Source organism: Parashewanella tropica (assembly GCF_004358445.1).
In the GTDB taxonomy this organism is placed as follows: Bacteria; Pseudomonadota; Gammaproteobacteria; order Enterobacterales; family Shewanellaceae; genus Parashewanella; species Parashewanella tropica.
This window is the reverse complement of record NZ_CP037951.1, coordinates 1579676-1592998: the sequence shown is the minus strand read 5'-3', so window position 1 is coordinate 1592998 and position 13323 is coordinate 1579676. Positions and strand designations below refer to the sequence as shown.

Sequence of the window (13323 nt, the reverse complement as noted above, 5' to 3'; positions counted from 1 at the left end):
CTCTTTATGCCATAAAGGGTTATGACATAGTGAATCTTATACTCTATATCTCTGAGCATAACTCAGAGACGTAAAAAAATCAGTCTCTGTGTGTCATTACTGAATCAACTAGACCATAGTTCATCGCTTCTTCAGCACTCATGAAATTATCGCGATCTGTATCTTTTTCAATAACTTCCAGCGGTTGACCTGTGTGTTCTGCCAAAACTTTATTTAATTTTTCTTTAATGCCTAGGATCTCTTGAGCATGAATAGCTATATCAGAAGCTTGACCTTGGAAGCCACCTAATGGCTGATGGATCATAACACGTGAATTAGGTAAACAATGACGCTTGCCTTTTTCACCTGCTGCTAACAAAAAAGCGCCCATGCTTGCTGCTTGTCCCATACATACTGTACTAACATTTGGCTTGATGAACTTCATGGTGTCATAAATTGCCATACCTGCGGTAACTGAACCGCCTGGCGAGTTAATGTACAGGTAGATATCCTTATCAGGGCTTTCTGATTCCAAAAACAGTAGCTGTGCAACGATAAGATTTGCCATATGCTCTTCAACTTGCCCTACTAAGAAAATGATTCTTTCTTTTAGCAAACGAGAGTATATATCGTATGAACGCTCACCTTTAGCCGTTTGTTCAACAACCATAGGCACTAATGAATTCAGGACAGATTCTGGCGCTTTATGCATATGCATTATTTCCTTAAAATAAAAATGGCTCGTACGAGGAGCCTCATACGAACCATTATAAATGGCTTCTAGCCGTTCAAGTCAAGCTTGAGTTTATGCTTGGGCAGTAGCCTTGTTCATAAATTCTTCAAACTGAACTTCCTTATCAGAAACCTTAGCAGCTTTTAGTACTTCTTCAACTGCTTGTTCTTCAAGGGCAACGTTACGCATGTTCTGCATAAGTTCTTCGTTCTTGTTGTAGTATTCAACAACTTCAGAAGGATCTTCGTATGCAGAAGCCATAGATTCGATTAGAGAGTTAACTTTATCGTCATCGGCTTTAAGTTCGTTAGTCTTGATAACTTCACCAAGAAGTAGACCAATCTTAACACGACGCTCAGCTTGTTCAGTGAATAGCTCAGCTGGTAACTCAGGCATATTGTTGTTAGCTTGACCGCCAAAACGTTGTAGAGCTTGTTGACGTAGAGCGTTAACTTCACCGTCAATTAGCGCTTTAGGAAGCTCGATATCATTGTTGTCGATTAGACCATTGATAACTTGCTCTTTAACGTTTGCTTTAAGCGCTTGCTCAAGCTCACGAGTCATGTTTTTACGGATCTCAGCTTTAAGTGCGTCAACGCCGCCTTCAGCTACACCAAATAGACCAGCAAACTCTTCGTTTACTTCTGGTAATGTACCACCTTGAACTTCAGTCAAAGTGATAGCGAACTTAGCCGCTTTACCTTTTAGGTTTTCAGCGTGGTAGTCTTCAGGGAAAGTTACGTCGATATCGAACTCTTCACCTGCTTTTTTACCTAGGATGCCGTCTTCAAAACCAGGGATCATACGACCACTACCTAGTTGAAGTTCGAAATCTTCTGCTTTACCGCCTTCAAACTCTTCACCATCAACAGTACCAGCAAAGTTCATTTTAACTTTGTCACCGTCTTCAGATGCACGCTCAACAGCTTCATAAGTCGCGTGTTGCTTACGTAGAGTCTCAATCATGTTATCAACGTCAGCGTCAGTTACTTCCGCAACTGGCTTTTCAACATTGATTGCATCTAAAGCTTTAAGCTCAACTTCTGGGTAAACTTCGAAAGTAGCTGTGAACTCGAAGTTTTCGCCTTCTGTAGTACCTGGAGTAAACGCTGGAGCACCTGCTGGGTTAATTTTTTCAGCAATGATTGCTTCAACAAAGTTACGTTGCATGAATTCATTTTTAATATCATGCTCAATAGCCGCACCGTAACGCTTTTGAATAACGCTTACAGGTACTTTACCAGGACGGAACCCAGCGATTTTAGCACGGCGTGCTTCTTGTACCAGTGCGTTTTTGATTAGTTTTTCTAGATCGCCTGCAGGAACAGAGATCGTTAAACGACGCTCCAAACCTTGGGTTGTTTCAACAGAAACTTGCATTATGTTACCTCGAAATTTGTCTAACGTCCTTTGTCATAGCCGAAGCCTCAGCTACGTTTAAGAATTCGTTCTTAGGTGCCTTAAGCACCGAGTTACTTTGATATAAGACGCGCCATTATAGCCATGGTTATCTATATACTCAAGTGGGGCAGAAAAGCTGTGATTTCAGCTGTTTTAAGAGTGTGAATTATGTCGAGGAAAAGAATGTATCCAATAGCAAAAAGGCGACCATTGAGGTCGCCTTTTTTAAAGAGTGGGGTGACTGATGGGGTTCGAACCCACGACAACCGGAATCACAATCCGGGACTCTACCAACTGAGCTACAATCACCGCTGAAACTTTTATTTTTTTAAATTCTTCAAGAGAAGAATGGTACGCCCGGCAGGATTCGAACCTGCGACCATCCGCTTAGAAGGCGGATGCTCTATCCAACTGAGCTACGGGCGCATGGCATTTTTATTAAAAATGTCCTAAACCGGAAATAGCTTCCTTAGCTATTTTAGTCACTCACTAAGGCAAATGACAATAAATTTGGTCGGTGATAGAGGATTCGAACCTCTGACCCTCTGCTCCCAAAGCAGATGCGCTACCGGGCTGCGCTAATCACCGAGAGTGTTTCAAGCTAGCCTGCTGCTTGAGAACGGAGCGAATATTATAGCGTCCGATTTTTTCCGTCAACGATTTTTTTGAAAAAGCTGACTGTGTGATGAATTAACAAGCTAATTAAGCTTTTTTCATCCATATTTAAGTGCTTTCAGAATGACACCTATGTTCGCTATTGATAGAATACGCTGGATTTTTAATTGAGTTAACCTATTCCAATAAAATAAAAAATGAATTACTGGCTTGCTACCCTCCAATTATAAAATGCCAGTAATAGACATAGTGGGTCGATATAAATTACTTAATTAAGGTCATAACTTAACCTTTGCACCGCATTTAAAGGATATCCTACACCTATGACTGCCCAAATAATTGATGGCAAGGCAATCGCTAAATCCATTCGAAGCCAATTAAAAGCCCAAGTTGCTGAACGTATCGCTCAGGGTAAAAGAGCTCCAGGGTTAGCTGTGATTCTCGTCGGTTCCGATCCCGCCTCTGAAGTTTATGTTGGTAGTAAACGCCGTGCTTGTGAAGAAGTAGGCTTTATCTCACATTCCCACGATCTTCCAGCCAACACTACGGAATTAGAATTACTTAGAATTATCGACCAATGCAATGAAGACTCTAGTGTTGATGGTATTTTGGTACAACTACCACTTCCAGAACATATCAATGAAGAAAAGATCATCGAACGCATTCGCCCTGATAAAGATGTTGATGGTTTCCACCCTTATAATGTAGGACGTCTTGCTCAGCGCATTCCTCTTCTTCGTTCATGCACTCCCAAAGGGATCATGACCTTAATTGAGTCAACGGGTGTAGATACTTATGGCCTTGATGCAACGATAGTTGGTGCATCAAACATTGTTGGGCGTCCAATGACACTCGAATTGCTTTTAGCTGGCAGCACAACTACAACTTGCCATCGCTTTACTAAAAACTTAGAGGATAAGGTTCGACAAGCCGATTTATTGGTCGTTGCCGTCGGCAAGCCAAACTTTATCCCTGGAGAGTGGATTAAAGAAGGTGCTGTAGTCATTGATGTAGGCATTAATCGTCTTGAAGACGGCAGCTTAGTTGGTGATATTCAATATGAAGAAGCGGCTAAGCGAGCTAGCTTTATTACACCTGTACCGGGTGGAGTTGGTCCTATGACTATTGTGAGCTTGTTGGAAAACACCTTATTTGCAGCTGAAGAGTATCACGATTAATTCTTTGTTATTCAGCAACAAAAAAGCCAGCATTTATTGAGCTGGCTTTTTTGATCTGCAATATGTAAGTAAGAAAAAATTCAATCTAGTCAGATAGGAGCAATTGTGTGGAAAGGAAACCGTCCGTGACAGGATGTCACGGTCGTCAGCACATGGACGTGCGCTTCAGTTGACGTCCACATGATTGCTCCTTTTATAACTTACTTTGGTTGAATAGTTACTTCTTACGCCAAGTAGTACCGTTTGCACCATCTTCTAAAATGACACCAAGTGCATTTAACGCATCACGAGCTTTATCGGCTGCAGGCCAATCTTTTTCCGTTCTTGCACGGTTACGCTCAACAATTAAAGCTTCGATTTCAGCCACTTCATCTTGACTGCCCTCACCTTTAAAGAAGGCTTCAGGTTCTTGCTTCAATAAACCTAACACATCAGCAAGTTGCTTCAGTTTTGCACCTAATGCATTAGCAGCAACATCATCCTTACCTTTCAAGCGATTGATTTCACGGGCCATGTCAAATAGCACCGAATAAGCCTCAGGTGTATTGAAGTCATCATCCATAGCCGCATCAAACTTAGCAACTAACTCTGGGGCTTCAGCAGGCTCAACACTCAAATCTAAATCTTTAATTGCGGTGTATAAACGTTCAACCGCAGCACGAGCTTGATTTAAGTTATCTTCGGTGTAGTTGATTTGGCTACGGTAGTGACCTGACAACAAGAAGTAACGTACTGATTCAGAATCATAATGCTCAAGTACATCACGAATGGTGAAAAAGTTATTCAATGACTTCGACATTTTCTCTTTGTCGATCATCACCATGCCAGAGTGCATCCAATAGTTCACATAAGGCGTGTCATGGGCACAGCATGATTGCGCGATTTCGTTTTCATGGTGTGGGAACTGTAAGTCTGAACCACCACCGTGAATATCAAAATGTAAGCCTAAATGCTTGCTATTCATCGCTGAACATTCAATGTGCCATCCTGGACGACCAGGTCCCCATGGTGAATCCCAAGTTGGCTCACCTGGCTTAGACATTTTCCACAGTACGAAGTCCATTGGATTTTCTTTTGAGTCTTCAACTTCAACGCGCGCACCTGCTTTAAGTTGATCTAAATCCTGACCAGATAAACGACCATAATCAGCAAATGATTCAACGCGGAACAGCACATCACCACTTTCTGACACATAAGCATGATCACGTTCAATTAGACGCTCAACCATATCAATCATTTCAGGAATGTGTTGAGTGGCACGAGGTTCAAGATCTGGGCGGATCATATTAAGCGCATCAAAATCAGCATACATTTCACTGATCAAGCGTTCCGTAAGCTCGTCGCATGACTCGTTGTTTTCGTTGGCACGTTTAATGATTTTGTCATCAACATCAGTGATGTTTCTGTGATAATCCAGATTGTAGCCTTTGTATCGAAGGTAACGAGCAATCATATCGAAAGACACGAACGTTCGACCGTGACCAATATGACAGAGATCGTAGATGGTGACTCCACAAACGTACATGCCAACTTTGTCTGAACGAATTGGCGTAAATTCTTCTTTTTTGCGGGTCAAGCTGTTGTATATCTTCAGCATCTTCGATCTCTTTTGAAAAAACTATAACAATAGTGGTGTGATATCCCACAACCACCGACAACGAGATAAAATTCTAGCATGGTGTTGACTAACTTGAATACTCTTGTTTTTTATAAGACGGGATCTAATTGAGTGAAAATAAGGATTAAGCTAAAATTCAGTTTTATTCTTTGAAGTAGTTATCAAAATGATCACATTACATACAAACTTTGGTGATATCAAAATCCAACTTAACCACGAAAAAGCGCCTATCACAGCTGCAAACTTCGAGTCTTACGTTAAAGATGGCTTTTTCGATGGCACTATCTTCCACCGTGTTATTGATGGATTCATGATCCAAGGTGGTGGTTTCACTGAAGATATGCAGCAAAAAACCACTAAAGAAGCGATTCAAAACGAAGCAAACAATGGTCTTTCTAACAAGAAAGGTACTCTTGCAATGGCTCGTACTCAAGCGCCTCACTCTGCTTCTTCACAGTTCTTTATCAACGTTAAAGATAATGATTTCTTAGATTTCAAATCAGAAACCCTTCAAGGTTGGGGTTACTGTGTATTCGGTGAAGTTGTTGAAGGTATGGACGTTGTTGAGAAAATCAAAGGCGTAGCTACTGGTACTAAAGGCATGCATGCTGACGTACCATTAGAGGCTGTTATCATTGAAAAAGTATCTATCGACGGCTAATTTTTTAGTATGAGTGTACTTTTTATTGGTGATCTTCATTTAAGTGAAGATCACCCTTATATCACAGATTGTTTTTTTCACTTTTTACAGACTCACGCTCAAAAAGCTGAGGCGCTGTATATCCTTGGTGATCTTTTCGAAGTTTGGGTTGGTGACGATGTAGCAGAACCTTTTGCTATTGAAGTCGCTGAAAAACTCAAAGCGATTTCTCGATATACCAAAATTTATTTTATTAATGGCAACCGTGACTTTTTATTAAGTCATAGATATGCACGCCAAGCCGGAATGAGAATTCTTGATGAAGTTCATACCCTCGATTTGTATGGTAAGCCCACCGTAATTTTACACGGTGACAGCCTTTGCACTTTGGATGAAGATTATCAAAAATTTCGTAAGTTTCGAAATAAGGCATGGGTAAAATGGCTTTATGCTAGCCTACCAGGTGGGATACGCCGAGCAATTGCTAGAAAGATCCGCAATAAAAGTAAAAGCTCAAACCAATACAAAACAACTCAGATAATGGATGTTGAACCATCAGCGGTTAAGCAACTGATGCAGCAAACCAAGACTGTGCAAATGATTCACGGGCATACGCATCGTCCTGGGTATAACCAAGTTGATGAAACCAAAGAACGGATTGTAGTTGGTGATTGGTATGAACAAGGCAGTATGTTAGAAGTGTCACATGATGGAGCCACTTTACACACACTACCTTTTTAAATTTAGATTGTTGGTACTCCACTATGAAACTTAAAATCAGCATCAGGAGTACTGATTAACTCAGCTTCTTTTTCTCCGAAGAACTTAACGCGCTCACTGATATCACCACCAGCAATTTCTTCTGCTAACGTCAAATAATCTTGATAATGGCGAGCTTCACTACGAAGTAAAGAAACATAGAAATCACCTAATCGCTTATCAACATGAGGAGCAATCGCTGCAAAGCGTTCACACGATCTGGCTTCGATATAAGCTCCGATGATCAATTTATCAATCAAGGTATCTGGTTCATAGCTAGTTACATGACGGATCATACCTTTGGCATATCGACTTGAAGTGATGTTTTCGTAAGGAACGTTAAACTCATCCATCAGCTCTAATACTTGATAAAAATGATGTAACTCTTCTTTTATCAGCAAAACCATTTTATCAATCAAGTCTTGCCCATAAGGCGTGCCTGACTTAGGTAACATAGATTTTGTTAACGTATTGTGTTTAACCAGTTCGCGCCAATTTCCCTCTTTACGGTAAGCAAAATCCTCAAAAGGCTTCAGCCATTCTAATAGCGCATCTCCACTTTCTTTATCAACGGCATATTTACGAATTAAGTACATCGCACTTTGAGCCGCCTTTAATTCACAAATTAAATGATCGATTAAAATCACTGACAAATTTTCAGGCTTTATCGCCTCTTCTATCCATTGTTCAGGCGTTCTGCATTTTAAAAATTGATGAATTGGAGATAGTAACTCTGTGTAGCTCAACGACTGAATTCCTGTGATTAAAAATCATAATTGTACCGTAACCAGTCTTTAGCCCATAGCCATTACAGCACAAATTACTTTAATTTAGCATCACATATTCAAACGCCACAATATCTCCTATATGCGGCAAGGTATTAAGGGACTTTGTATTGCCGCTTAAATTAAGAAAAGCATAACTGCCATCTGGTGCGTGCCAACCTATGAATCCCTGTTGAACTATTTCATTCCCACTGTCGTCTTTTATAAACCAACGCACTAAACTTCCCCACCACACAATGTCGCCATCACTTATTTTTGAAAAATCCAAATAGTTAACATTGCCATCACTAGAAGTATTAGGTTCAATTGACTTCAACTTGATCCTTCCATCACCATCAATACTGCTGATAGTGTAAAAGCGACCAAATGGAAAAGCCTCTGGAGCAAGAAGCTCATCTTGCCATGCATCACCCGCTTCCATTAATTTAGATATTTGTTCAGATATTTCAGTTGAATTACTAGTAATAACCGTCTGTTTTTCATCAACTGATGCTGAAGATATTATCCCTTTATTTCCAAGAGATGAGTGAATCCTAGTGTTAACCACAATATCTGGAGAATACCAACCCGGCTCAGGTGTTGGAGCGTTGTAAAGCGCTGGAGATATCGAATTATTTCTCTCTGTTACCGTTTCGAGAACTGAAGGTAAAGAATTAAACTCAGTTTCTTGTAGAGTAGCATTATCTATTAATCCCATTTCAAAACTTAGCGAATTATGATCAATGACAAAATTGGTAACGCCTGCATGGCTCCCTAATTTTCTTATATTCGAATAATAATTAAAGCGGTTAACTTCTCCATCAACTGAATCAAATGCTGCAACACCCAAATTACTGCCTAGCGAAGTTAACTTTAAATTTATCGTTTGAGGATAAAGACTAGACCTAACTTCATCTTGATAGTTAATCCCTGTAACGGTTAACCCACCTTCAATGTACATTTTTAATGGTGAACCATTACCACCTTTAAAATCGATAGGTATAGCATTTTCTGATATTTGAGTCCCTGGTTTACTGACACCCCAGCGCCCCCCAGAGCTATAAGGAACGATTAACCTGACTTCGTATTGCAGATCAGCACTGTATTTAGGGTATATATCACAATACTTGGTAAAGGTAGTGACTCCAAAAGTATCGTTATCTGTAGAGTTGCTAATTGGTGTTGAATGCTCACCATTCATTAAGTTTTTATGATCAAAATTACTATCTTGCTTACGCTCTAAAAATTTAACTTTAAAACGCCGAACTCTTTGATTAGATTGCTGATCGGTAACCAGTTTATTTAACGTAACGGCAAAATCAGTATTGTATTTAAAGCCTGAAACGGCATAGGTAGTTTCCGAGTTGGGATCTTTAAACTCTAAGCCATAAACGTCACTTGGGCTGACATCCGAGTTAACGAAAAAGAAACCAAGATTTTTTGGAAATTGAAAAACAGTATTGTTAAAACCAGAAGTGTGAGCACATTCCATGTGCAGTGGAATTGTTGCGGCTACAGAGCTGAACGTCACTAAGTTTAAGCAACAAACAGTTGCAAGAAAATAACGTTTAATGTCCATAATCTTACTTTTGATTAAAAGAGCATTTTTCTATCCTAATCAAAAGAGCTGAATTACACCTTAACCCATTGCTAGGTATGATTAGCATCTTACTCTCCACTTCTATATGGATAATAATCAGCGCAACTTACTGATCAACTTTTGCGAATTCAAACGCAATCACATCCCCTTTTTTAGGTAAGGTTGATAGTGATTTAACACCATCATTTAAATTTAGGAAAGCGTAGTTACCGTCTGGAGCATGCCAACCAAAATACCCTTCCTGAATTTTGACGTTACCGTTTTCATCTTTAATCAGCCAGCGCACTCTACTGCCCCACCATGTTATATCGCCATTACTTAGCTTTGAAAAATCAAAACAGATGGGATTAGTAGCACTGTCACCTGATCGAATTCTAGCTAACTTAACTCTGCCTTCAGAATCGACACTGTTTACGATATAAAATCTTTCTTGCTTGAAAACATCAAAATCTAATACTTGATTTTGAAACGCACTCCCCAACTCTATGAGCTTTGATATTTGATTGGAAACTATCGAATCATTTCTACTAATCACAGGTGGAACATCAGTGAATGACTTTACAGATTTAAATGTATCTCCCCCAACAGAGTCGTTGAATTTTTCAACAGTAACGTCAGGTATATACCAACCCGGAGTAGGAGGTGGTGCATTATAATGATTTAGATAGAAAGTATTATCTACAACCCGTAAAACTGAGGGTAAAGAATTGAAATCCGTTTCATTGGCTGTACTATTGTTAAGATATGCTGTTTGTATGTTTATCGCGTGTGCATCAATTTCTGACATCGCACTACCTAATGGGACATCTCTAATATCGATGTTCTTGGAGTAAGTAGGAAGAAGATCTATAAATCCTTGTCTAACGGAAGAATCCGGAAGCAACGATTTATTATCATTAGGGATTAAAGTCAAATCTATGCTGTCAAAAGGGCTATCCCCTTGGAGTGCCTTATGATAATTTATTCCAGTTTCAGTCACTCCTGCTTCAATATAAATACTCAATGGAGAGCCATTACCACCTTTAAAATCAACAGGAATAGCATCATCTGTCACTTGAACGCCTGGCTTGCTTACTTCCCAATAATCCAATATTTGATCACCATCATAATCATATGGGACTTGTAAGGTGATTTGGGCATTCAGATCTTCTTTAAAATCAGGGTGATCCAAGCAATATTCAACCCGTCCATCTATTTGTACCAAATTATTAGCCGAATTAAGTAAATTTTTATTTATGAAAACATGACTAAAGTTGCTGTCTTGTTGTGGGCTACCAAATTTAAGTTTATAACGTCTGACAGGTTGATTTGACTGTTGATCAGTCACAAGCTGATTATAAGTAACGGTGAAATTTTTATTATTTTGTAGCCCTTCAAAGGAAAAATAACTGTCTTTCTTTGTACCTGATACATAAAGTGCTTGTATATCACTCGGGCTTACGTCTGAGTTAACAAAGAAAAAACCAAGATTTTTAGGCAATGTGAGGGTAGCGGCCATTGCAGTGTGTGCACTAACATTACATTGTACGTGAACTGGAATCGTTGCTGCTGAAGCGGCACTGCCCCCGACAGCAAAACAGGCACACAGAATAGATAAGCTTTTACTTCTAATGTTCATAGCATTAAGGGATTAGTTATAATTCCCTAATACTAATTTGGTCTAACTGAACAAAATCTGTATTTACATTGAGTAACTCTATTTATAACTAATCTTTAATGCTGCGGAGTGAGGCACCGCTTGGCAGGCTAGTATTATCCCTGATTTAACTTCTGATTCTTCCAATGCTGAATTATTTGGCATATTAACTTCGCCTTCGACTAATTTACATTGGCAAGTACCACACAGCCCAGCCTCGCATGAGTGAGGAGCACTGATCCCAGCTTCTAACATGGCTTGTAGTAAGCTTTCGCCAGCATTGACTTTTAGCTGTTGTTTCTTACCATTCAATTCCACTTGTAAGTCTGCATCCATACCACCTTGAACTTCTGTCTTTTTTCCCAAGCCAAAGTATTCAGCATGGATGCGGCTGTCTGGAACATCAATGGCCTTTAAAGCGGACTTAACATTTGGGATAAAGGTATCTGGACCACAAATATAATACTGACAATCCTGAGCATATGGTGGATTTTCATTGATAAAAGCCTGAACAGCTTTGTCATCCACTCTTCCTGTTCGCCAAGGACTTGATTTAAACCAACTTGGAGAACTATGACAGTGTTGAATGACTAATCTTTCAGAATACTTTTCTTCGAGTTGATGAAGCTCACCGGAAAATATGGTGCTTGCCCCATCTTTGTTACCATAAAGTAAATAAACAAAACTATTGGCTTCATTCTCAAGGACGCTGGTTAACATAGCGTAAATAGGTGTGATCCCTGAACCTGCAGTAAAAAAGTAATGGCTTCGTCTTTTACTCTGTTCTGGCTCTAAAATAAAATTGCCATTTGGCTGAGTAACTTTAACTGTTTCACCAATACTCAATTTCTCATTGATATAAGTGGAAACTCGACCTTTTTTGACTTTCTTAACCGTAATTTTAAGCTCTTCAGGCTTACTTGATGAGATTGAGTAGTTTCGTGTAAATAGCTCTTCACCGACTTCCAATTGAAGCCTGATATGTTGCCCTGCTTTCCAATGAAATAAATCCTTTAAACTATCGGGAATTGAAAAGTAAACAGAAACAGAGTCCTTTGTTTCTTGTGAAATATCTGAAACGGTTAAATCATACCTGTTCATTTTATTTCTCCGGTACAAACGGTTTTAAGTACTCTAACACCACCTTTTGATGTTCTCTCACCGGTGATTCACCATATTCTGCCGATGGTCCCAGTTCAAAATAAGGACTTTGAAATGATTTTTGTTGCTGTTCACACACGTAAATGTCTTCTTGCATAAAATCAGCAGAGCCAAGTGGATGTTTACTATCTTCGGTCGCATACTTTGGTTTTATTCTCTTCATCCAAAACGAAGCTGAGCGCATACTGTATTTGGCAAATTCCCAGTCAGATGCAGGCATGACCTTGGTTCTGACTTCAACACGCGTTTTATCAACAGCAATCGGTATCACATGAAACACCGACCAAGCCGCTTCTGATTCTCCCAAGCCTATCCCGGGAAATAACATAGGAACATATGCGCCCAGTTGGTCTTTAGGAATATGATCAATCAATGGCATTGATGTGTGCTTTTCTAGATTTGCAGCATACTCTTCATCCAGAGGTTCCCAAAAAGCAAAATGAGGTCCCGCAAAGCCAAACTCAGCTTTTGCATGATCGTACATATTTAAAGTACCGCTATGGAGTTGAGCGAGATGATAGTGATCGATGTAATTCTCAACGACGATTTTCCAATTGGCATTAATTTCTTCTACAACCTTGTAGTCTTTTGCTTCGACGAGATGTTCAACTTGATGTGGACCTAACAGATTTTCGACAGGGGCAAACCATTCTGTTATTGATATTGGATTTTCCTCAGGATGAACCCATAACATACCACGCCATATATCCACTGAAGCACGTTTAAGGCCAAGACAAGTTTTATCTAAATTCGCAAATTCCGCACTCATTTTGGGTACGGATATAAGATCGCCTTCTAGATCATAAGTCCAATCATGGTAGGGACAAGTTATTGACTTTTGTGCTTTACCTTCTGCTCGTAATAGCTGTGTGCCTTTATGCCGACACATGTTATGAAAAGCTCTAAGACGAAAATCTCGCCCCATCACGATAATGATGCTATTGAGCCCTGCTTGTATACACTTAAACTGGCCTGGCTCTGAAATATCTTCCATCAACCCCGCGTAATACCAAGTTTTTGAAAAAATATGCTCCATTTCAAGATCGAACCACTTAGGGTCTGTGTAAGCTTTTAATGGAATTACATCATTTTTCTTCATTTTAATATTCCAAACATAAGATTTTGTTAAACAAATATAAAGCAACTAGCTGTTCTGAGCGTTTGTACGACTCCCAGATATACGCTTCTCCTCGAACTAAATCAAACAGCAGCCAAAGGGTTAATCCAAAACCCAACCAA

Annotated in this window: 11 protein-coding genes and 3 tRNA genes; 3 read left to right on the top strand and 11 right to left on the bottom strand. The window is 39.6% G+C overall.

The window, feature by feature from the left end; all coding sequences use genetic code 11:
• Positions 1-79: 79 nt before the first annotated feature.
• The 5 genes from clpP to E2H97_RS06750 all read right to left on the bottom strand — a co-directional run bounded on the left by clpP (position 80) and on the right by E2H97_RS06750 (position 2701).
• Positions 80-691 (bottom strand): ATP-dependent Clp endopeptidase proteolytic subunit ClpP, encoded by a 612-nt coding sequence (clpP, locus tag E2H97_RS06770; protein WP_133406436.1) that lies wholly within the window; start codon positions 689-691, stop codon positions 80-82.
• A 93-nt stretch (positions 692-784) separates the two neighbouring features.
• Positions 785-2092: a trigger factor gene (gene tig / locus E2H97_RS06765; protein ID WP_133406435.1), complete on the bottom strand. Its 1308-nt coding sequence runs from the start codon at positions 2090-2092 to the stop codon at positions 785-787.
• A gap of 254 nt (positions 2093-2346) precedes the next feature.
• Positions 2347-2422 (bottom strand) — tRNA-His (locus E2H97_RS06760).
• A 40-nt stretch (positions 2423-2462) separates the two neighbouring features.
• Positions 2463-2539: transfer RNA gene (locus tag E2H97_RS06755), tRNA-Arg, on the bottom strand.
• An 85-nt stretch (positions 2540-2624) separates the two neighbouring features.
• A tRNA-Pro gene (locus E2H97_RS06750) sits at positions 2625-2701 on the bottom strand.
• A 350-nt stretch (positions 2702-3051) separates the two neighbouring features.
• Between E2H97_RS06750 and folD the strand changes: the two genes are divergently transcribed.
• Positions 3052-3906 (top strand): bifunctional methylenetetrahydrofolate dehydrogenase/methenyltetrahydrofolate cyclohydrolase FolD, encoded by an 855-nt coding sequence (gene folD / locus E2H97_RS06745; RefSeq protein WP_133406434.1) that lies wholly within the window; start codon positions 3052-3054, stop codon positions 3904-3906.
• 217 nt (positions 3907-4123) lie between these two features.
• Here the strand turns inward: folD and cysS are convergent, their stop codons facing one another.
• On the bottom strand, positions 4124-5503 hold the full coding sequence (gene cysS / locus E2H97_RS06740) for a cysteine--tRNA ligase (RefSeq protein WP_133406433.1): 1380 nt from the start codon (positions 5501-5503) through the stop codon (positions 4124-4126).
• Positions 5504-5690: 187 nt separating this feature from the next.
• Between cysS and E2H97_RS06735 the strand changes: the two genes are divergently transcribed.
• Together E2H97_RS06735 and E2H97_RS06730 are read left to right on the top strand one after the other, a co-directional pair.
• Positions 5691-6185 carry a peptidylprolyl isomerase gene (locus E2H97_RS06735; protein WP_133406432.1) on the top strand — a complete coding sequence of 165 codons (495 nt, stop codon included), beginning with the start codon at positions 5691-5693 and terminating at the stop codon, positions 6183-6185.
• A 9-nt stretch (positions 6186-6194) separates the two neighbouring features.
• On the top strand, positions 6195-6905 hold the full coding sequence (locus tag E2H97_RS06730) for a UDP-2,3-diacylglucosamine diphosphatase (RefSeq protein ID WP_133406431.1): 711 nt from the start codon (positions 6195-6197) through the stop codon (positions 6903-6905).
• 2 nt (positions 6906-6907) lie between these two features.
• On the opposite strand, the gene miaE is transcribed toward E2H97_RS06730, so the two are convergent.
• From miaE to E2H97_RS06705, 5 genes are all read right to left on the bottom strand, one after another.
• Positions 6908-7669, bottom strand: coding sequence for a tRNA isopentenyl-2-thiomethyl-A-37 hydroxylase MiaE (gene miaE / locus E2H97_RS06725; protein ID WP_133406430.1), 762 nt, complete (start codon positions 7667-7669; stop codon positions 6908-6910).
• 79 nt (positions 7670-7748) lie between these two features.
• On the bottom strand, positions 7749-9266 hold the full coding sequence (locus E2H97_RS06720; RefSeq protein WP_133406429.1) for a hypothetical protein: 1518 nt from the start codon (positions 9264-9266) through the stop codon (positions 7749-7751).
• Positions 9267-9393: 127 nt separating this feature from the next.
• On the bottom strand, positions 9394-10905 hold the full coding sequence (locus E2H97_RS06715; protein WP_170308256.1) for a hypothetical protein: 1512 nt from the start codon (positions 10903-10905) through the stop codon (positions 9394-9396).
• 78 nt (positions 10906-10983) lie between these two features.
• Positions 10984-12024: a ferredoxin--NADP reductase gene (locus E2H97_RS06710; RefSeq protein WP_133406427.1), complete on the bottom strand. Its 1041-nt coding sequence runs from the start codon at positions 12022-12024 to the stop codon at positions 10984-10986.
• 1 nt (position 12025) lies between these two features.
• The gene (locus E2H97_RS06705; RefSeq protein ID WP_133406426.1) at positions 12026-13183 is read right to left on the bottom strand and encodes an aromatic ring-hydroxylating oxygenase subunit alpha; all 1158 of its coding nucleotides are present in this window, start codon (positions 13181-13183) and stop codon (positions 12026-12028) included.
• Between the last annotated feature and the right edge of the window lie 140 nt (positions 13184-13323).

Excerpts from the sequence above, each read along its gene's own strand:
- E2H97_RS06705 (WP_133406426.1), bottom strand. The coding sequence starts at position 13,183 with ATGAAGAAAAATGATGTAATTCCATTAAAAGCTTACACAGACCCTAAG.
- E2H97_RS06730 (WP_133406431.1), top strand. The coding sequence starts at position 6,195 with ATGAGTGTACTTTTTATTGGTGATCTTCATTTAAGTGAAGATCACCCT.
- folD (WP_133406434.1), top strand. The coding sequence starts at position 3,052 with ATGACTGCCCAAATAATTGATGGCAAGGCAATCGCTAAATCCATTCGA.
- E2H97_RS06720 (WP_133406429.1), bottom strand. The coding sequence starts at position 9,266 with ATGGACATTAAACGTTATTTTCTTGCAACTGTTTGTTGCTTAAACTTA.
- E2H97_RS06735 (WP_133406432.1), top strand. The coding sequence starts at position 5,691 with ATGATCACATTACATACAAACTTTGGTGATATCAAAATCCAACTTAAC.
- tig (WP_133406435.1), bottom strand. The coding sequence starts at position 2,092 with ATGCAAGTTTCTGTTGAAACAACCCAAGGTTTGGAGCGTCGTTTAACG.
- E2H97_RS06710 (WP_133406427.1), bottom strand. The coding sequence starts at position 12,024 with ATGAACAGGTATGATTTAACCGTTTCAGATATTTCACAAGAAACAAAG.
- clpP (WP_133406436.1), bottom strand. The coding sequence starts at position 691 with ATGCATAAAGCGCCAGAATCTGTCCTGAATTCATTAGTGCCTATGGTT.
- cysS (WP_133406433.1), bottom strand. The coding sequence starts at position 5,503 with ATGCTGAAGATATACAACAGCTTGACCCGCAAAAAAGAAGAATTTACG.
- E2H97_RS06715 (WP_170308256.1), bottom strand. The coding sequence starts at position 10,905 with ATGAACATTAGAAGTAAAAGCTTATCTATTCTGTGTGCCTGTTTTGCT.